Consider the following 19,609-nt stretch of genomic DNA (forward strand, 5'->3'; position numbering starts at 1 on the left):
GTAAGATATTTTCTGTAAATCTGTAATTTTATTAGAAAAATTATCGTTTGGAGAGTGTTTTGAGACAAAATCTAGTAATAATTACATCATTTACCTTTGGGATGAGCCTTTTTGGTCTTTTCGGTTGTGATAATGGCCGAAATATCTCAGCAATTTGTAAAAATAATCCTGAAATTTGTGCCGATTTGCATAAGGATGGCTGGTGTTTGGCCGAAAAAACTAAACTAATCCAGAACCGCTACGAATTAAAAGACAACGAAAACCCCACAGGCAAACAACTCTACCTGCAATTGACTTACCTTGAGGATTACAGCCGCTGTATTGAACTCGCCTCTGGTGTTCAGCATATCATCCACACCAATCGCACCGCGGATAGAGCCAGAGCCTTTAGATTAAGCACCCAGAATTTAAGTTTGCTACAAGATCAAACCCGCGAGCGACAAGATCCTTTCATGTCCTATTACCAATGGACTCGCTTTGGCGATACCGCAGCGCTAAATAGATTATTAGAGCATGAAAACGCCGGCGAAGTGACTGACCCTTTCCTACTTGCCCAAGTCGCAACTTACTACAGCAATCGAAATGCCATCAAAGCGCAACAACTTTATCTTAAGGTCTTTGCAGAGATCCAATACGATGATTTCGACGTTAACTGGTTACTTGGGCTCGCATCAGCCTATCGCCAGCAGCAGCTATTTGATAAAGCCTATATGCTGACGAAGGCAAATTTACTACTTACGCAGCAGAAGTATTCAGCGGAAAAAATGCTAGCCTTGCTCGGTGGCAATAAAACGCTGGCGACTGAACTCGATTTAAAAGCCCAAGCTCTTATTGATGCGCTAAAAAACGGGACTTATCCTCAGAGTCCAGTAAGACAATGGCTTGATCCTCAAGCGGTTGCCCAAGCGCCTACGGCAACCGAGGCTGTACCACCTGCGCTTGTCGAAGAAACAGACTAAGCAACCGATGGCAAAATGTTTGCCATCTTGTAATTTTTTACCCAATTAACGCGTAAAAAATGGTGATTTCGCGACCAATGTAAAAAAAATACCTAATTTGTTAATCAAGACAGCGGTAAAATGCCGATTTAACTTGACGATAGCTGTCAGTTTGGTAATTTTACTACCAGTTGAATTTTATAATCACCAGAGGGATATGAGATGACTATCCGTGTAGCAATAAATGGCTATGGCCGTATCGGTAGAAACGTATTACGCGCCTTGTACGAAAGCGAAAAAGCTTATCCAATCAAGATTGTCGCTATTAATGATTTAGGCGACGCTTCAATCAACGCTCACCTGACAAAATACGATTCTGTTCACGGTCGTTTCAATGCCAAAGTTGACCATGATGCCGAAGCTATTTATGTGAATGGCGATAAGATCCTCACTTTCCAAGAACGTGATCCTGCAAAACTGCCATGGGCTGAGTTGCAAGTTGACGTGGTTTTCGAATGTACAGGTATCTTCACTTCTAAAGAAACCGTTCAACCGCATTTAACCGCTGGTGCGAAGAAAGTCATTATTTCTGCTCCAGGCAAAAACGTCGATGCCACTGTTGTTTACGGTGTGAACAACAACGTGCTGACGTCAGACATGACAGTGATTTCAAATGCTTCTTGTACAACTAACTGTTTAGCGCCTTTTGCTAAGCCGTTAAATGACGAGATTGGTATCGAATCAGGCTTGATGACCACGATTCACGCTTATACCAACGATCAACGTTTATCTGACGTATACCACACAGATTTACGTCGTGCTCGTGCTGCAGCACTGTCAATGATCCCAACTAAAACGGGCGCAGCTGCAGCTGTAGGTTTGGTTGTACCTGAATTACAAGGTAAATTCGACGGTTTAGCGGTTCGTGTACCTACAGTTAACGTATCACTGGTGGATTTATCTTTCATCGCTGCCCGTGATACTACGGTTGAAGAAGTGAATGCCATTATCGAACGTGCTGCCAGCGTTGCGCCATTGAGCGAAGTATTAGCAGTAAACAAAGAGCCATTGGTGTCTATCGACTTTAACCACAATGCGTTTTCTTCAAACTTTGACGCCACTCAAACCCGTGTAAACGGCCGTTTAGTGAAAGTGATGTCTTGGTATGATAACGAGTGGGGATTCAGTAACCGTATGTTAGATAACGCGGTTGCACTGATGAACGCCAAGTAATCTAGTTACTAGATCCAGCGTTACTCAATCAAGCCTCGCATTTGCGGGGCTTTTTATTGCCTTAAATTCGATTAAACAATAGCCATAAAAAATCCCCACTCTATCGCGGGGATTTTTATAACACTGGAGAACAGCTAAAGAACGGGCTTAGGCATTACCCTTCACTTTCATATTCAGTGTCTTAGCAAAATCCAGCATGCGCGTCAGCGGGATCAGCGCTTTAACTCTTAAGTCTTCATCCACAAAAATCTCATGGGTGGTTTTATCGCAGTCGGCGAGTGATGCTTCAATCGCCTGTAGACCGTTCATCGCCATCCAAGGACAGTGGGCGCAGCTCTTACAAGTTGCACCGTTACCGCCGGTTGGCGCTTCGATTAAGATTTTACCTGGCGCCGCCTGCTGCATTTTATAGAAGATGCCGCGATCGGTTGCCACGATAAAGCGCTCATTCGGCATAGTTTGCGCGGCTTTGATCAGCTGACTGGTCGAGCCAACAGCATCGGCCATCGCCACCACACTGGCTGGTGACTCAGGATGTACAAGGATAGCCGCATCTGGATAAACGCTTTTCATATCGCGCAGCGCGTTCGATTTAAACTCGTCGTGAACGATACAATCGCCCTGCCACATCAACATTTCTGCGCCCGTCTGTTTAGCAATATAGCTGCCCAAATGACGGTCTGGTCCCCAAATGATCTTTTTACCTTCGCTGTCTAAGTGCTCAACGATTTCGAGGGCAATACTGGAGGTCACCACCCAGTCGGCGCGCGCTTTAACGGCAGCCGAAGTATTGGCGTAAACCACCACAGTATGATCTGGGTGCGCATCGCAAAAAGCACTGAACTTATCGATTGGACAACCTAAGTCCAATGAACAAGTGGCTTCTAATGTCGGCATTAAAATGGTTTTTTCTGGGCTTAAAATCTTGGCGGTTTCGCCCATAAACTTGACCCCAGCAACGATTAAGGTTTTTGCTGGGTGATCGCGGCCAAAGCGTGCCATTTCTAAAGAGTCTGAAACGCAGCCGCCGGTTTCTTCGGCAAGGGCTTGGATTTCAGGATCGGTATAATAGTGGGCAACCAGAACGGCATCTTTTTCAATGAGCAGTTGTTTGATACGCGCCTTATAATCGGCTTTTTGCGCATCGGACAAAGGAACTGGCTTAGGCGGAAACGGGTAATCAATGGTTTCTATTGTTGGAGCAAATGGGCTGGGGGCAAACTGACTCATAACACATCCATCAGGATAACTACGTCCGGGAATTATACGTAATTGGGATCAAAAGATTAACCCATTTGTGCAAAGCAAATAAAAAAGGACGCTTTTAGCGTCCTTTTAGTGTCAGTTATTCATGCCAGCGGCTTAGCGCATAGCTAATAACATCTCTTGCGGCTGCTCAAGATATTGTTTCCACAGATTACAGAAGCGAGCAATGGTGCCACCATCGATCACTCTGTGGTCGCCTGACCAGCTCACTTGCATGATTTGGCGAGCTTCGACTTCCCCTTTCGCGTTAAAGCGCGGTAGGGTTTGCAACTTACCTAAGGCCACAATTGCCACCTCAGGTTTGTTGATAATAGGCGTCGCCACTGTGCCACCTAAGGCGCCAATGTTAGAGATTGAAATCGTGCCGTCTTTCAGATCCGCTGGCGCCACGCGGCCACTGCGGGCTGCTTGGGTCAAACGGGTGATTTCTGCCGCCACTTCTAAAATGCTCTTATCCTGCACATCTTTGATGTTGGGCACCAAAAGACCGACTTTAGAATCCACCGCCATGCCGATATTGTGGCGCGCCTTGTAGGTCAACTCAGTGCAATCAGCATTCACTTGGCTATTCATCACAGGGAACTGACTTAACGCGAGTGACATCGACTTCATGAAGAAAGGCATCATGGTCAGCTTCACTTCATCGGATGAATACTTCACTTTCATGCTTTCACGCAGTGCGACTAAGTCTGTTAAATCAAACTCTTCGCAATAGGTAAAGTGCGGAATGCTCGACACCGACTCAACCATCATGCGTGCCATCACAGCTTTTACGCCGCGAATAGGCTCAACCGTGTCAGCGCGTTGAGTCACTGTAGATGTTTGGACTTGGGTTTGAGATGCTTGCGTCGCTTGAACTGGCGCCTCTTTTACCTGAGTCGCACTTGGAGCAGAAACATTGCTCGCGCCTTGTTGGAAGCGAGTGATGTCTTCCTTATACACACGGCCGTGCTTTCCTGTGCCAGGTACTTGGCTCAAATCGATATCTAACGACCGCGCCATACGACGAACCGCAGGGCTGGCTAAAGCTTTACCTTGGCGAGCAGGTTCTGCATTCACAGTCTGCGCTGTTGGTGCCGCATTGGCCACAGTATCAGTGTTTGTTGCTGCAGGTGCAGAAGCCGCCAGTTCAACTTCAATGGCAAATAAAGGCGCATGCACTTTAGCTAGCTGACCTTTGCGATAATGCAGTTTGGCAATTTTACCCGCTTTAATGGCAGGAATTTGCACCAGCGCTTTATCTGTCATCACGTCGGCAATCGGTTGATCTTCCTCAACCCAATCACCTTCACTCACTAACCATTCAACGAGTTCACATTCAACAATGCCTTCGCCGATATCCGGTAGTAAGAACTCTTCTATGCTGACGGATGAACTGGATGACGTATTGACAGTTGTTGCCGCCACAGACTCAGTCACTTTTGCAGTCGTCGCAGCAGGTTCAGTCGCGGATTCTTCACCCGCGATTTCAACGGCACCTTCAATTTGTACGGCATAGAGCGGCGCATGCACATTCGCAATATCGCCCTTAGCGTAATACAGCTTAGTGACCACACCCGCAAAAGGCGCAGGGATTTGCACTAGGGCTTTGTCTGTCATGACATCGGCAATCGGCTGATCTTCAACGACTGTGTCGCCTTCTTTGACCAACCATTCAACCAATTCACATTCCACTACACCTTCGCCAATATCCGGCAAAATAAAATCTTTAATCATACCGGACTCCTAGAAGGTCACTGATGCTTTGATGGCTTCAAACGTTTTGAACGCATCAGGCATGTATTCTTTTTCATGAATCAGTGGGTACGGGGTATCTAAACCACAAACGCGGCTGATGGGCGACTCGAGATACAAGAAGCATTCTTGCTGGATTGTCGCGGCAATTTCACCGGCAAAACCACCTGTTAATGGCGCTTCATGGTTAACCAGCAAACGTCCTGTCTTTTTAACTGAATCGGCAACGGTATCGATATCCCAAGGTGACAAGGTGCGTAAATCAATAATTTCGCAGGAGATCCCTTCTTTAGCGGCCATGTCGGCGGCTTTTTCAAGGATTTCCATTTGCGCGCCCCACGCCACTAAGGTGATGTCTTTACCTTCGCGAACCACTTCAGCCTTGCCCAGTTCAATTTCATAATCGCCCGCTGGTACTTCGCCAACCGATGCGCGATATAAACGCTTAGGCTCAAAGAAGATCACCGGGTTTTTGTCACGGATTGACGCCAATAGCAGGCCTTTGGCTTGCTCTGGGTTACGTGGCACAACGACTTTTAACCCCGGCGTCTGGGTAAAATAAGCTTCGGGTGATTGCGAGTGATAATGTCCGCCCGCGATACCGCCGCCATAGGGCGTACGGAACACTAATCCACCGACATCGAACTCATTACCGCTACGGTAACGGAACTTAGCCGACTCGTTGACGATTTGATCGAACGCCGGAAAGATATAATCGGCGAATTGGATTTCAGCCACAGCAGTCATGCCATTTGAGGCTAAACCATTAGCAAAACCGGCGATACCTTGCTCTGTCAGCGGGGTATTGAAGCAGCGATCGCGACCAAATTTTTCTTGAAGACCGGAAGTGGCGCGAAATACCCCGCCAAAGTGCCCCACATCTTCACCAAAAACCACCATGCGCTCATCGGCTTGCATGGCTATCGACAAGGCCTCATTGACGGCCTGTAACATATTCATTTCAGCCACGGCTTATAGTCTCCCTGCACTTTTTGGATAGGCTTGCGGATATTTTTTGATATGTTCTTTAAGATCGGCGAGTTGCTTTTTCAGCACAGGCGTCGGCTTGTCGTACACATCTTCAATAATTTCATCCAGCATAGGCACAGGAATTTTTTCAGCCACTTTTACCGCAGCCAATACTTCTTCACGATATTTCTCATGCAGTTTCACATCATCCGCTTCAGCTAACCAACCTTTGTTGATAAGCCATAATTTGAAGCGTTTGACCGGATCGTGTTGCTGCCACTTGGCTTCTTCATCTTTCGAGCGATAACCTGATGGATCGTCTGATGATGAATGCGCGCCGAGACGGTAAGTCATGGCTTCGATCAGCACAGGGGCATTATGCTCAATCGCATAGGCGCGAGCTTGCTGCGTTGCGGCTAACACGGCCAGCATGTCATTGCCGTCAACACGAATGGTGTGCATGCCATAACCCACACCGCGACTCGCAATACCGTTACCAGCAAACTGCTCTTCAGTTGGGGTTGAAATGGCGTAGCCATTGTTACGACAGAAGAAAATCACTGGACACTTCAATACTGCGGCCATGTTTAGACCGGCATGGAAGTCCCCTTCCGATGCAGCGCCTTCGCCAAAATAGCAAACCGCGACTTTGCGCTTACCTTGCATTTTTAAGCTGTAGCCCACACCCGTCGCCTGCGGGATTTGTGTCGCAAGGGGTGAAGAAATCGTTTGATAATGCAATGCCGCACTGCCGTAATGAATGGGCATTTGGCGACCTTTACCGAGATCTTTCTCGTTACTGAACATCTGATTCATAAACTGTTCAGTAGTAAAGCCGCGATAACGCAACGCCGCATGCTCACGGTATTGCGCGAGGATAACGTCTTCTTGATCGAGAGCGGCCACACTGCCGACAATCGCCGCTTCTTCACCCGTACAGGTCATATAGAAGCTGATGCGCCCTTGGCGCTGGGCACCTAACATACGTTCATCGAGTACCCGAGTGAATACACAGGTATCGTAAATTTTAGTGGCTAAGGTTTCATCTATCACAGGCAAAACCGCGGTTTCATAAGTGGTGCCGTCGGCTTGTAGAATTCGAAGGATAGGAATGTGTAGCGATGCCTTATCCAAGAAGCCGACACGGTGCACTGTATCAGTGTTGAGTGTTGCTTTGCTCATATTGTGCTCTTGTTATCTCATTACGCACCAAAGCGTTTTGATGCGTCTGTTTATACGAATATGCCCGACGAACATTACGTTAACGTAAACTACCTATCAACCATTGGCATAGCTCAAACCACAAGTTATCCCTGCTCCGCATGTATATATTGCTTTACAAGCCTAACGCACGTCCGCATTCACCGCAGGGATCAGGCAAATCACAGTGCGATTGCCAATAGGCACTTTGGCATTAGGGAACACGACAGACTCAAACTCATGTTCCACTTTAATTTCTTGCCCACCTTCCCGCGCTAAAACAAAGCCCTTCGGGAAAGATCTGAAGTTTTCGACATCAGTTGCGAAGGTAAATTCAAAATCATCGAAATGTTTATTGATGACGCGGCACACTTGATACAAGTTAACCTTATCGGCATCAAATGCATCCAGCTCCAACGGCTTAGCGGTGATCAAGCGCATAAACATTTCATGGGTCGCGATAAAACGCGTCATGTCGTTCTGCCCCATGGGATAGACTTTGCCAAGCTCAATGGTAAAGGCATCGGCGCCGTAGTGTTCGGAGGAAAAATAGCTGAAGGTCGTGGTCGGTTCGTGGTGAAAAAGAACCGTATCAACGCCGCTAGCGGCTAAAAACATGATTTGCTCGCCGCTAAAGGCACGCCCTGGACGATAGGGATAGATAGCGAACTTTTCATGCTTCGAGGCGCGCATCGCCGTGTGCAGATCATAATGAATGCGCTGACGACCATCGGCAGCCGCGGTATAAAAACGGTCGACATAGGCTTCGAGTTTTTTGGCGCGCACTCGCTCAGGATTGACTAATCCCGGAGGATTGGAATGCTCACCACTAAAGAGACGATTCATGTTCTCATCGATAATCCGCGTGCCGTTATTAATCGCTAATGGATTACCAATCAGGAATAAAGTGCGCTGTTTCGCGATGATCTTTTGCTGTAAAAGCTGCTTAATTAAGCCATTGCAGAGTTCAATGGGCGCGGTCTCGTTACCGTGAACACCGCAAGAAAGGACAACATCTTTTCCTTCATTCTGGGCGGGCTCAAAAACGATAACGCCAGTATCCCACACTTCAACTTGGGTATGGTCGCCTAAGCTAAATGAAAACTCGCCATCGAACTGTTCAGGATGGGCTAAGGTGAGCGCTAAAAAATCCTTTGAATCTAACAGAGCTTGTAACACAGAATTCTCCTTATAATGGTGTGTAACAGTAACGGCGCAATAGCATCAGTGCAGATAGCAATAACCACTCAAGCATTCATCTCACCGCGGTTAGGCTTACTCGCACCTTAAAAAGCGGCTTCAATACTAACACATGTTTTTAATGCTGTTCTCAGACATTTATCGCCATAGGACCCAGTTTTGAACGGAATAAGATCAACGCGGCGCTTTGCTATGCCGAGTGTAAATTTCCAATCATCTTATCGAAAAATCGTCCTGCATAAATATTCCTGCTAGAGGCTTGCTTTTGCGCGCGAGTTTTATCACAATCCTTAGCCATCTAGACTTCTATTGGATTTAATTATGGCGTTAGCAACCTTTGGTGCCGGCTGTTTCTGGGGCGTAGAGTATTTTTTTAGACAAGTGAACGGCGTATCGAATGCCACCTGCGGTTACATGGGCGGCAATAATAGCGCGACCACCTATGAAGAAGTCAAAAAAGGCAAAACTGGCCACGCCGAAGTGGTACAAGTGGAATTTGACCCTGCCCTGGTCAGTTATGAAGACTTGCTCGAGGTATTTTGGAAAAACCACAATCCAACCAGTCTGAACATGCAAGGTGGAGATATAGGCACTCAATACCGCAGTACGATTTTCTTCCATGACCGCGAACAAAAAGCCGCGGCAGAAGCCTCAAAATTAGCTTTTGCCCGCTCAGGTCGTTGGGGATTACGCCATATCGTGACTGAAATAGTGCCATTGCAACAGTTCCATGTGGCTGAGGAATATCACCAAAATTACATTGATAAGAATAACTTACCGAGTTGTCATATCGAATACTAAATACGGTCAAATCAGCATGAGAAAATACTCATAACTGACATTAGACACAAACAAAAACGCACTCAAAACTAAGTGCGTTTTTTTTGATACTTTATAAACCTACTGCTGCATTAAGCGTTCAGCGCCTTATCAATTAATGCCTGCGCATCTTTGATGATCTCAGCTAGATGCTGCTCACTGATAAAACTCTCGCCGTAAATCTTAAATAACGCTTCCGTGCCCGATGGACGCGCCGCAAACCAACCATTCGCCGTAGTCACTTTAATGCCACCAATGGCAGCATTATTGCCCGGTGCATGGGTTAACACGTTTTCGATTGCCTCACCCGCAAGCACTGTGGCATTTAAGGTTTCAGCATTTAATAACGCAAATTTGGCCTTGTTTTCAAGACTGATTGGGCTATCGATACGCTTATAAAAGCTTTGGCCAAACTGTTTTACTAGCTCTTGATGGCGTTGACCTGGAGTTTTACCTGTCACCGCAAGAATTTCTGCGGCAAGTAACCCTAGAATAAAGCCGTCTTTATCTGTACACCACGTAGTGCCATCACGGCGCAAAAACGCCGCGCCAGCGCTCTCTTCACCGCCAAAGGCGATGGTGGCTTCGGCTAAACCATCAACAAACCACTTAAAACCCACAGGCACTTCGAGTAACTTTTTGCCATGGAAAGCACAGATTTTATCGATAAGCGCACTCGATACTAAGGTTTTACCTATGGCTAAGCTATCGCTCCAATCCGGTCTGTGCGTCAGTAAATAATCGATAGCGACCGCAAGGTAGTGATTAGGGTCCATCAAGCCTGTATCAGGGCAGACAATGCCGTGGCGGTCATAGTCAGGATCGTTACCAAGGCATAAATCAAAGGATTCTTTATGGGCGAGTAACCCAGCCATCGCATAGGGAGAAGAGCAATCCATGCGGATTTTGCCGTCTTTATCCAACGGCATAAAGCTAAAGCTTGGGTCAACTTTATCATTAACTAAGGTGATATCGAGCCCATAACGCGCGGCAATCGGTGCCCAGTAGAAAATCCCTGAACCACCGAGCGGGTCAACACCGATACGCAGCTTAGCGTTGGCAATCGCCTGCATATCGATAACATTCTCTAAATCAGCCACATAGGGCGTTACCAAATCAATGGCGTTGACATAGCCTGAGGCCAGCGCTTCGGCATACGCTAATTTTTGCACGCCAGCTAACGCTTGGCGTAAGTAATCATTAGCACGCGACTCAATCCAAGCCGTGATATTACCTTCGGCAGGTCCGCCATGGGGTGGATTGTATTTGATCCCGCCATCTTGAGGCGGATTATGGGAAGGCGTGATAATCAAACCATCGGACAGTGCCGCACCTGTGATATTTGCTTCGCGATTGGCGCAAATCACCCCATGGGACACCACAGGCGTTGGCGTGAAACCATCATTCTGCTGGATATGCACTGTGACTTTATTTGCCGCCAGCACTTCAATGGCCGATAAATAAGCGGCGTAGGATAACGCATGGGTGTCAATACCGAGGATCAACGGCCCATTAATATTCACCGATTGGCGATAATCCACCACAGCTTGGGTAATCGCCCAAATGTGTTGTTGGTTAAAACTGCCATTAAAAGCGCAGCCTCTGTGCCCAGAAGTGCCAAAGGTGACGCGTTGTTGTACGTCATCCATATTTGGCGTGATGCTGTAATAATGGCTCATCAGTTTTGGAATATTGACCAGATCCGTCTGATTAGCGATTTGTCCTGCCCTTTGATGTATTGCCACCTATGGCTCTCCTGCACTCAATTACAATTAAAAACAATGATTAAACTTAGCTCAATGACTGATTAAATGGCTCGCCCGCGGATTAAACGCGCTCGGCGATGCCCGCAGCAACCGTTGCATCACAGCCAAATTGCACTAAGACTTCGGATAAAATGGTGCGTTTCTTGGCGGTATTGTTGTTGCTTGTTACCCAGAAACCACTGGTACCGATCTCTTTAGGATTCGCCGATGCGCTCGCTTCCAGTAATTGCTCTTTAGAGCGGGCAAAATACAAACGATCGCGCCCTTGGATCTGCAGAATTTGCGAGAACTGCTCTGGGGCTAATTGATACAGACTTTCGAGCAAAAAGAGGAAACGCCCTACCGCGCCTTTTTGTTGCGATAACAGATGTTCATCGACTAAGCGACTGAAGTCATTCACAGCAGGTGCAGCTTGCACCGCCACAGCTTGAATCGGCTCAGCCTCTAAACTTGGTTGGCTTATCGCCAAAGGCTGAGGATGTTCGACCGCATCGACGGAAAGGCCGAGTAATCGACGAAGAATGTCAGAGGCGCTCTCACCAATACGTTCTGTTTTGCTGGCAATATGACGATAGAGCTCTTCATCAACTTCGATATATTTCATAACCTTAATTATCCTTTGTTATTCGACAGGCTTAACCGAAAAAAGTGTACCACAGCGATCGGGGCAGATCATTGCGATCGGTTACCAGTGTATCCATGTCTATCAATCTGATAAAGCGCCATTATTCTAAAAATGCGTGAAATAGCACAGCAAACTAGCAGATAATCGACAATTGCCGAAAAAGCGCCCAAGTTAATCGCCGCATATACGCTAAAGTAGCAACTGACTTGTCAAGCCAACGGCATTAAGGGCACAATTCGCGCCACGTTAAGCTAAACATATTCAACAGGAATCACCATGAACTTTGTTTCTACAGGCCAAGGACCCGCAGTACTCTTGATCCACGGCTTGTTCGGCAACCTAGATAACCTCAAAGGCCTAGGGCAAGTATTAGAAAGCCAGTATCAGGTTATTCGTGTCGATGTGCCCAATCATGGTTTAAGTGAGCATTGGGATGAGATGGATTACCCTCGCCTCGCCACGGCCATGGTTGCATTACTCGACGAACTGGCTATTGAACGCGCCCATATAGTGGGTCACTCCATGGGCGGTAAAATCGCCATGGCGACAGCGTTAGCTCATCCAGAGCGCATTATCAGCATGGTGGCAGCCGATATCGCCCCCGTCGCCTATGAGCCAAGACACGACACAGTGTTTACTGCATTAGAAAGTCTGCCCTTAGAAGGCCATACCGACAGGCGCTTTGCCCTAAACCACTTAATAGACAATGGTATTGACGAAGCGACGGCACAATTTTTACTCAAAAATCTACAACGCACTGATACTGGCTTTCGTTGGAAAATGAACTTAAGTGGCCTAAAGGCTTGTTATCCTAATATTATTGGCTGGCAAAATCAGACGCCAAATCCAGTACAAAGCTATGCTGGACCAAGTCTGTTTATTCGCGGCGGCGACTCAAATTATGTCACTAGCGAGCACAGAAGCGCTATCATGGCGCAATTCCCCGCGGCACAGGCAAAAACACTTGAAGGATGTGGTCATTGGTTGCATGCACAAAAACCCGTCATTTTTAACCGGATCGTGTCTGAATTTATTGACAAACATTCAATGTAAATCAGCAGCAAACTCGACCGAAAGCATATGGCAGCCGCCATCTTGTTGTGATATATTCGCGCCTCTTTTGGCCTTAGAACACTCTCAAGGACTAAGAAAGTATGTTATCTCAGTACATGGAACAAATTGAAACCATCGGCCTGAACCTGTTTTTTGCCTCGATATTTTTCTTTATCGGCATGGCCATCCACGATGTGCTTAAACAAGGTAACGTGCCGAAATTTGGTCGATTTATTGTTTGGTTAGTGTTATTTCTCGGCTGCGCCGGGTTTATTGTAAAAGGTATTATCCAGATCACTTGGGAAGGCTCAGGGATCGGTTAACAATAAGAACATGGCAAAAGAAGCGACAGACAGAACCACCATTGACCTTTTTGCCAATGAAAAGCGCCGGGGCCGCCCACGAAGTAATCCTTTGTCCCGTAGCCAGCAGCTTAAGGTCAACAAACGCAATCAAATCCAGCGCGATAAAGCCAACGGATTAAAGCGAATAGAGTTAAAGGTGTCACAAGATTTGTATGACGCCTTGAATGAGCAGGCATTGGCCAGTAACATCAGCCGTAGCCAGTTAATCGAATTAATTCTTCAGCAACAAGTTGAGTGCTGAACGAGTACCAGCAAGATTAACGTAATAAGTGAACTAGACATTAAAGGATAGACAATGGCAACTGTAGGTCTTTTTTTCGGTAGCGACACAGGTAACACCGAAGCCGTAGCCAAGATGATCCAGAAAAAACTGGGTAAAAAAATGGTTGAGGTGAAAGATATCGCCAAAAGTACCAAAGAACAGATTGCAGAGTATGACTTGCTGCTGTTCGGCATCCCAACCTGGTATTACGGCGAAGCTCAATGTGACTGGGACGATTTCTTCCCTGAATTAGAGCAAATTGATTTTACTGACAAACTTGTCGCTATTTTTGGTTGTGGTGATCAAGAAGACTACGCTGAGTATTTCCTTGATGCCATGGGCATGGTTGGCGATATCGTTCAGGCGCGTGGTGGTATCATCATTGGTCACTGGCCAACTGCAAGCTACAACTTCGAAGCCTCTAAAGGTCAAGTTGATGACGACCACTTTATTGGTTTAGGTATCGATGAAGATCGTCAGCCAGAGCTGACCGAAGAGCGTGTCGATGCTTGGGTTAAGCAAATTTACGAAGAAATGTGCTTAGCTGAATTAGAAGACTAATTGGGCTAACTATTCGATTAAAGCGGCCTTAACGCCGCTTTTTTTATGCTTATATTTCTACTTGTTTCAATTATCTACTTGTTGTAAATAAGAATAACGACTTACCACACTCATGACCAACACACCCCGCTCCACTCATTGGGATATTTTTTGTACCGTCGTCGATAACTATGGCGATATTGGCGTCACTTGGCGTTTAGCCAAACAAATGGCTAATGAGTACCAGATTCCCGTTAATTTGTGGGTCGACGACCTCGCAAGCTTCTCGCACATATTACCGACACTCGATCCACTAAAAACCGCTCAAAGCTTCAATGGTGTGAATATTCTTCATTGGACTAAGCCTTTACCCGTAGCGTTTGTCGCAGGGGAAGTACTCATCGAAGCCTTTGCCTGTGAATTACCCGAACAGGTAAAAGCGCAGTTGGTATATTTACATCAGAACGCCCCCGAATCTGTGCCTATCTGGTTGAATTTAGAATATTTAAGCGCTGAGGATTGGGTCGAAGGCTGCCATGGTTTGCCTTCATTACAAGCCAATGGTTTAAAGAAGTATTTTTACTTCCCAGGCTTTGGCGCAAAAACCGGTGGGCTCATCTGCGAGCAAGATTTGTTTGCCGAGCGCGATGCTTGGCAAGCTAACTCAGCTAACAAATTACAGCTTTTTAGTCAGCTAGGTCTTAAGGGGATTGAGGCTCAAGATACTGTGATTAGCATCTTTAGCTATGAGACCGAGGCACTCCCGGCGTTATGCGAGTTATGGCAGCAATCGGCCGAGAAAATTCATGCGTTAATCCCCAAGGGTCGCAGCTTAAACAGTCTGACGCAGTTACTGCCCTGTGATATTGCCGCGCTAGTACCGGGTCAGCAAATAAATCATGGCAATTTAACCCTGCATATTTTACCCATGACAGACCAACAGGGGTTTGATCGTCTGCTCTGGAGCTGCGATTTTAATATCGTCCGCGGTGAAGATTCCTTTTTACGCGCCCAATGGGCCGCAAAACCCTTCATTTGGCACATTTATCCCCAAGAAGATGATTATCACCTCGTAAAATTAGAAGCTTTTCTCAAACTTTACTGCGATAATCTGCCACCTAAAATTGCTTGTTATTGGTCTGAATTGAATCTTGCGTTCAACCAAGCACAGCAATCTGCCGTGAGCCTTCACTGGCAAAACCTTAATCCTGTTAATTTGCCCTTGTTGCACCATGCTAAACAATGGCCAATTAATGCATTAAATGCTGCAGATCTCGCTACTCGACTAGTTCAGTTCGTTAAAAACAGCTAAGATACTGCGCGAAAACAGAAAAATCTAAATATAGGAAATAGTGTAATGAAAACTGCTCATGAAATCCGTCCTGGTAACGTGATCATGTTAGATGGCAGCCCATGGGTTGTGCAGAAAACTGAAACAACTCGTTCTGGCCGTAACGCTGCTATCGTTAAGTTAAAGTTGAAAAACTTACTGCTTAACTCTGGTACTGAAACGACTTTCAAAGGTGAAGATAAGTTAGAAGACATCATCCTAGATCGTCTTGATTGTACTTATTCTTACTTTGCTGATCCTATGTTTGTATTCATGGATGCAGAATATAACCAATACGACGTAGAAGCTGAAAACTTAGGTGATGCAGCGGCTTATATCGTTGACGGTATGGAAGAAACTTGCCAAGTGACTTTCTACGATGGCAAAGCTATCTCTGTTGAAATGCCAACCACTATCGTACGTGAAGTGATCTACACTGAGCCTTCAGCTCGTGGCGATACTTCAGGTAAAGTGATGAAGCCTGCAACTATCACTGGCGGCGGCACTGTTACTGTTGCTGACTTCGTGAAAGTTGGCGACAAGATTGAAATCGATACTCGTACTGGCGAATTCAAGAAGCGCGTTTAATCGCCCTTCTCGTTTCCAGACGAAGAAAAGCCAGTGCTTGCACTGGCTTTTTTGTTGCTGTTTTTTAGTCGCGTGATTTGTGGGATCTATTTGTGGGATGTTGAGTCACTCAAGGAAATAAAGCGTTATCCAGCAACATCCCCTCAGCAATTAAGCGCTAGCATTGCGGCCCTAAGAAACGTCGCTCCCAAGCACCTATCTCACTCAAATAACTTTGAAACTCAATCTCCTTCACCGACACAAAACCCGTGACAAAATCATCCCCGAGTAAACGCCTTGCCGAATCACTTTGGCGCATTTGCGTTAATGCAGCCAGAAATGTCTGCGCTAAGTCATGGCTGCTCTCATAAGCGCTACCGGTTTCTGGCGCGCTTGGGGATAGTTTTTCTTCCATTCCCGCAAGTCCCGCAGCCAATGAGGCCGCAATCATCAAATACGGATTGGCATCGGCGCCCGCAATGCGATTCTCAACCCGTCGCGCCACTGGAGCACTCAATGGCACACGTAAGCCTGTGGTGCGGTTATCTACGCCCCAGCTCAAATTAATCGGCGCTTGGCTGCCGGAAATGTAACGTCGGAATGAATTGATATTGGGTGCGAATAACAACATTAAATCAGGTAGATACTTTTGTAATCCGCCGATGTAATGGTGAAAACGTTCAGTGTCACTACCATCTGCATGGCTGAAAATATTGTTGCCTTTATCATCCACGACACTTTGATGTAAATGCATAGAACTGCCGGGTTGGCCTGCTATGGGTTTCGCCATAAAAATCGCGTTCAAGCCATGTTTAATGGCGATTTCTTTCGCCGCGTATTTAAACATAAAAGCTTGATCCGCTAAGGCCAGCGGATCGCCATGCACTAAGTTGATTTCATATTGCGATAGCCCCATCTCATGGATCCAGGTATCACCTTTAATCCCAATCGCATCGATGGCGGCATTAAACTCATCCCAAAATGGCGCGAGTTCATTGAGCATATTCATACTAAACGCAGATTGACCGTTTTCAGCTCGGCCACTTTTTGAAATGGGCGCCTGATACGGCTCACTCGGATCGGTATTGGCTTCAGTCAGATAAAACTCAATCTCAGGGGCCACCACGGGCGTTAACCCAAGGGCTTGGTAACGGGCCAACACATTTTTTAAAATGGAGCGCGGCGCAAATGGGCATAAATTGCCATCGAGCAACACACAGTCATGGATGGCAAATGCGCGCGGCACTGTGCTCCACGGGATCATTTTTAGGGTGCTGTAATCGGGGACGAGTAACAGATCAGGATCGGCATCGGGGAAAATTGGATCGTAGGAATACTCACCGGTAATCGCCTGCATCGAAATCGCTTGGGCAATACGTAACTCAGCACTCTGAGCAAAGCTTCGGGCTGGCATGAGCTTCCCCCTTGGATAGCCTGAGATATCAGGGAATAAACATTCGACATCACGTATTGTGCCGTGCTGGAAAAACGCAGTAAGAAGGGTTGAGTCCATTTGATTCGTTTGCCACTAATGTTGAAAATAACACCATGAAGGATGCAAAGTATAATCAGGCTTTGATTTGAAAAGCTACATGGCAACGATGAAATGTGTAAAATATAAATGACAATACCGTAAAATATAAGTTGACATCAGCTGAGCGTCTTCATTTAAGAGTGTAATCACGGTTATCCTAGTTCAAGCCTAGCCACCCTCCACTCGCCTTTTCCCCACTTCAACCGCTGAACCCAATGACGGCAGATATAAAAAAACCAGCCGCAGCTGGTTTCTTATTCTAACAGTGACTAATTCAATAGTGACTTAGTTTACGCAATCACAATAAAGCCGATAAACGCCAGTACAGCGGCGATCAGCGCATAAGGCAACTGAGTCACAGCATGGCTCACTAAGTTACAACCTGAGCCTTGGGCGGCCAATACGGTTGAATCTGAGTAGAAGCACGCTTGGCTACCAAATGATGATGCCGACAACAAGGCACCAATCACTAATGGGATATCCGCGCCCACCGATTGCGCTAATGGCATAACGATAGGAATGGTCACCGCAAAAATGCCCCAGCTCGAACCCGTCGCAAACGCGAGGATCGCCATGGATAAAAACACCACTGCAGGCAGCAATTTAGGCGTCATAAACGGGCTTAAGGATTCAATCACGTACTGCGGCAGTAATAACTGATCGCATACGTCCTTAAACACAAATGCCGCAATCACAGTGCTAATCGCCGGTAACATGCTCTTAAAGCCATCAATCATCTGGTCCATCATCTCGGATAACGGCATCAAACGCTGCACAGCATAATAAGGGATAGTGATGACTAAAGTCGCCAGCAAGCCTTTCCACACGTCGATATCAAAGTACACGGTAAAAGCCACTAACAAACCAATCGGCACTAAAAAGTTATGCAGCTTGCCATGATTATCGGCGTGCTTAAATTCCTCTTCTATGGCTTTAACCGCATACTCATCCGAGGTTTGCACTTGGTCGAAATCCACCTGGGCTTCTGCTGGCTCGCCTTGGGCGGCGCGCAGCTGCGCAGTCTTCATCGGACCAATGGCAGGCACTATGCCGAGTACTACAAGTAGCACCATAGCCACGGCTAACCAAGCGTAAAGCATGTAAGGAATCGCTTGCATGTAGACAGCAATGCCCTGACCTTCGGCCGCCACACCGTTATCGACCAATAACCCACCAAAGAATACTGCCCAAGTCGATAATGGCACTAACACGCACACAGGCGCGGCAGTGGAATCCACAACATAGGCGAGCATCTCACGGGACACTTTAAATTTATCCGTTACACGCTTCATGGTTTCACCCACGGTCAGCGCATTGAGATAATCATCAATAAAAATCACGATCCCAAGAATAAACGTCATCAACAATGAAGATTTGGGTCCCTTAGCAAATCTCAGTGCATTACGACCGAACGCTAATGCGCCGCCAGTGCGGACCAAAAGCGCAATCAGCGCACCAAAACCACCACACACCAGAATCAACCAACCTATGGTTTCATCGGCCATGACCTTCAATGACACACTGGCAAAATTGTTTAAGACTTGACTGGGATCGAGTAACAGGAAACCGGTTACCGCACCTATGATCAGAGATAAAATGGGACGGCGTAACCAAATAGCTAACACCAATACCACCAAAGGTGGGATGAGACTTAACGCTGTCGGTTCAGACATGCACTTAGGTCCTCTAAATAAATCGCCTAAAAGGCAAATGGTTTTAGAATAACGTCTGAAATCAACATGATTCAGAACGTCAACACAGCTGCTTCATGATGACTAACCCTGAAGATAAAACCCGCAAATTGCTTGCTATCTGAGGTGCCTTGCCAAAAACATCGCGCAGAAAATAAAGCGCATCGAATATTGAGTCAACTATAAATTTAACTTGATTGAAAATAATTTTAACGGCTGCAAACAAAATCAATATAACATCATGACTTTAAAGTCTTTTAACTCACTCGCAACGAAACCGTTTATGATCCTCTCAGCTTAATAAGCATTCAATAAATATGCCTATTTATCACAAGGTCATATACAGCTTGCATAAGTTGATCTTATCGAGGAACTGTGATTAAAAATCAATCATTAAGCTTTTGCTAAAATACACTTTTCCCCTACTAAGATTTATAGGACAAACAAATAAAACGAAATAGCCGTCAACCACTGAAAATGCATTTCCATCAAGCGTGATTATTTTCTTCCTACATGC

General features: G+C 46.3%; 18 protein-coding genes. 9 read left to right on the forward strand and 9 right to left on the reverse strand.

The features are described 5' to 3' along the window. Positions 1-59: 59 nt before the first annotated feature. Together Q4Q52_RS05385 and gap are read left to right on the forward strand one after the other, a co-directional pair. Positions 60-959 (forward strand): DUF2989 domain-containing protein, encoded by a 900-nt coding sequence (locus Q4Q52_RS05385; RefSeq protein ID WP_311990017.1) that lies wholly within the window; start codon positions 60-62, stop codon positions 957-959. A 201-nt stretch (positions 960-1,160) separates the two neighbouring features. After that, on the forward strand, positions 1,161-2,171 hold the full coding sequence (gene gap, locus Q4Q52_RS05390) for a type I glyceraldehyde-3-phosphate dehydrogenase (RefSeq protein WP_006081590.1): 1,011 nt from the start codon (positions 1,161-1,163) through the stop codon (positions 2,169-2,171). A gap of 147 nt (positions 2,172-2,318) precedes the next feature. Here gap and nadA read toward each other — a convergent pair whose 3' ends face one another. The 5 genes from nadA to astE form a co-directional block, all read right to left on the reverse strand. Then, a complete protein-coding gene (gene nadA, locus Q4Q52_RS05395; protein ID WP_259509860.1) occupies positions 2,319-3,401 on the reverse strand; it encodes a quinolinate synthase NadA in 1,083 nt (360 codons plus the stop codon). A gap of 132 nt (positions 3,402-3,533) precedes the next feature. Beyond that, entirely contained in the window at positions 3,534-5,153 is a 1,620-nt protein-coding gene (locus tag Q4Q52_RS05400; RefSeq protein WP_311990018.1) for a dihydrolipoyllysine-residue acetyltransferase, read from the reverse strand. Positions 5,154-5,162: 9 nt separating this feature from the next. After that, positions 5,163-6,140, reverse strand: a complete 978-nt coding sequence (locus tag Q4Q52_RS05405) for an alpha-ketoacid dehydrogenase subunit beta (protein ID WP_006081587.1) — start codon at positions 6,138-6,140, stop codon at positions 5,163-5,165. A 3-nt stretch (positions 6,141-6,143) separates the two neighbouring features. Then, entirely contained in the window at positions 6,144-7,322 is a 1,179-nt protein-coding gene (locus tag Q4Q52_RS05410) for a thiamine pyrophosphate-dependent dehydrogenase E1 component subunit alpha (protein ID WP_006081586.1), read from the reverse strand. A gap of 162 nt (positions 7,323-7,484) precedes the next feature. Then, positions 7,485-8,519 carry a succinylglutamate desuccinylase gene (astE, locus tag Q4Q52_RS05415; protein ID WP_311990019.1) on the reverse strand — a complete coding sequence of 345 codons (1,035 nt, stop codon included), beginning with the start codon at positions 8,517-8,519 and terminating at the stop codon, positions 7,485-7,487. 342 nt (positions 8,520-8,861) lie between these two features. Here astE and msrA point away from each other — a divergent pair, with 342 nt between their 5' ends. Further along, positions 8,862-9,341, forward strand: coding sequence for a peptide-methionine (S)-S-oxide reductase MsrA (gene msrA, locus Q4Q52_RS05420; RefSeq protein WP_006087174.1), 480 nt, complete (start codon positions 8,862-8,864; stop codon positions 9,339-9,341). 110 nt (positions 9,342-9,451) lie between these two features. On the opposite strand, the gene pgm is transcribed toward msrA, so the two are convergent. Both pgm and seqA read right to left on the reverse strand, forming a co-directional pair. After that, entirely contained in the window at positions 9,452-11,104 is a 1,653-nt protein-coding gene (pgm, locus tag Q4Q52_RS05425) for a phosphoglucomutase (alpha-D-glucose-1,6-bisphosphate-dependent) (RefSeq protein WP_311990020.1), read from the reverse strand. 82 nt (positions 11,105-11,186) lie between these two features. Continuing rightward, positions 11,187-11,729: a replication initiation negative regulator SeqA gene (gene seqA, locus Q4Q52_RS05430; RefSeq protein WP_311990021.1), complete on the reverse strand. Its 543-nt coding sequence runs from the start codon at positions 11,727-11,729 to the stop codon at positions 11,187-11,189. Between the two features lie 297 nt (positions 11,730-12,026). Here seqA and Q4Q52_RS05435 point away from each other — a divergent pair, with 297 nt between their 5' ends. The 6 genes from Q4Q52_RS05435 to efp all read left to right on the forward strand — a co-directional run bounded on the left by Q4Q52_RS05435 (position 12,027) and on the right by efp (position 15,888). Beyond that, positions 12,027-12,803 carry an alpha/beta fold hydrolase gene (locus Q4Q52_RS05435; RefSeq protein ID WP_311990022.1) on the forward strand — a complete coding sequence of 259 codons (777 nt, stop codon included), beginning with the start codon at positions 12,027-12,029 and terminating at the stop codon, positions 12,801-12,803. Positions 12,804-12,904: 101 nt separating this feature from the next. Further along, positions 12,905-13,126, forward strand: coding sequence for a DUF2788 domain-containing protein (locus Q4Q52_RS05440; RefSeq protein WP_006081578.1), 222 nt, complete (start codon positions 12,905-12,907; stop codon positions 13,124-13,126). Positions 13,127-13,136: 10 nt separating this feature from the next. Next, on the forward strand, positions 13,137-13,409 hold the full coding sequence (gene ybfE / locus Q4Q52_RS05445; protein WP_006081577.1) for a LexA regulated protein: 273 nt from the start codon (positions 13,137-13,139) through the stop codon (positions 13,407-13,409). 54 nt (positions 13,410-13,463) lie between these two features. Further along, positions 13,464-13,991: a flavodoxin FldA gene (fldA, locus tag Q4Q52_RS05450; RefSeq protein ID WP_006081576.1), complete on the forward strand. Its 528-nt coding sequence runs from the start codon at positions 13,464-13,466 to the stop codon at positions 13,989-13,991. 112 nt (positions 13,992-14,103) lie between these two features. Beyond that, a complete protein-coding gene (earP, locus tag Q4Q52_RS05455; protein ID WP_311990023.1) occupies positions 14,104-15,282 on the forward strand; it encodes an elongation factor P maturation arginine rhamnosyltransferase EarP in 1,179 nt (392 codons plus the stop codon). Between the two features lie 45 nt (positions 15,283-15,327). Next, positions 15,328-15,888 carry an elongation factor P gene (gene efp, locus Q4Q52_RS05460; protein ID WP_006081573.1) on the forward strand — a complete coding sequence of 187 codons (561 nt, stop codon included), beginning with the start codon at positions 15,328-15,330 and terminating at the stop codon, positions 15,886-15,888. Between the two features lie 157 nt (positions 15,889-16,045). Here efp and Q4Q52_RS05465 read toward each other — a convergent pair whose 3' ends face one another. Both Q4Q52_RS05465 and Q4Q52_RS05470 read right to left on the reverse strand, forming a co-directional pair. Next, positions 16,046-17,380: a glutamine synthetase family protein gene (locus Q4Q52_RS05465; protein WP_311990024.1), complete on the reverse strand. Its 1,335-nt coding sequence runs from the start codon at positions 17,378-17,380 to the stop codon at positions 16,046-16,048. Positions 17,381-17,691: 311 nt separating this feature from the next. Continuing rightward, the gene (locus Q4Q52_RS05470; protein WP_006081571.1) at positions 17,692-19,074 is read right to left on the reverse strand and encodes a Na+/H+ antiporter NhaC family protein; all 1,383 of its coding nucleotides are present in this window, start codon (positions 19,072-19,074) and stop codon (positions 17,692-17,694) included. Positions 19,075-19,609: the final 535 nt, after the last annotated feature.

It is taken from the genome of Shewanella sp. SP1S2-4, assembly GCF_031932075.1.
Taxonomy (GTDB): Bacteria; Pseudomonadota; Gammaproteobacteria; order Enterobacterales; family Shewanellaceae; genus Shewanella; species Shewanella baltica.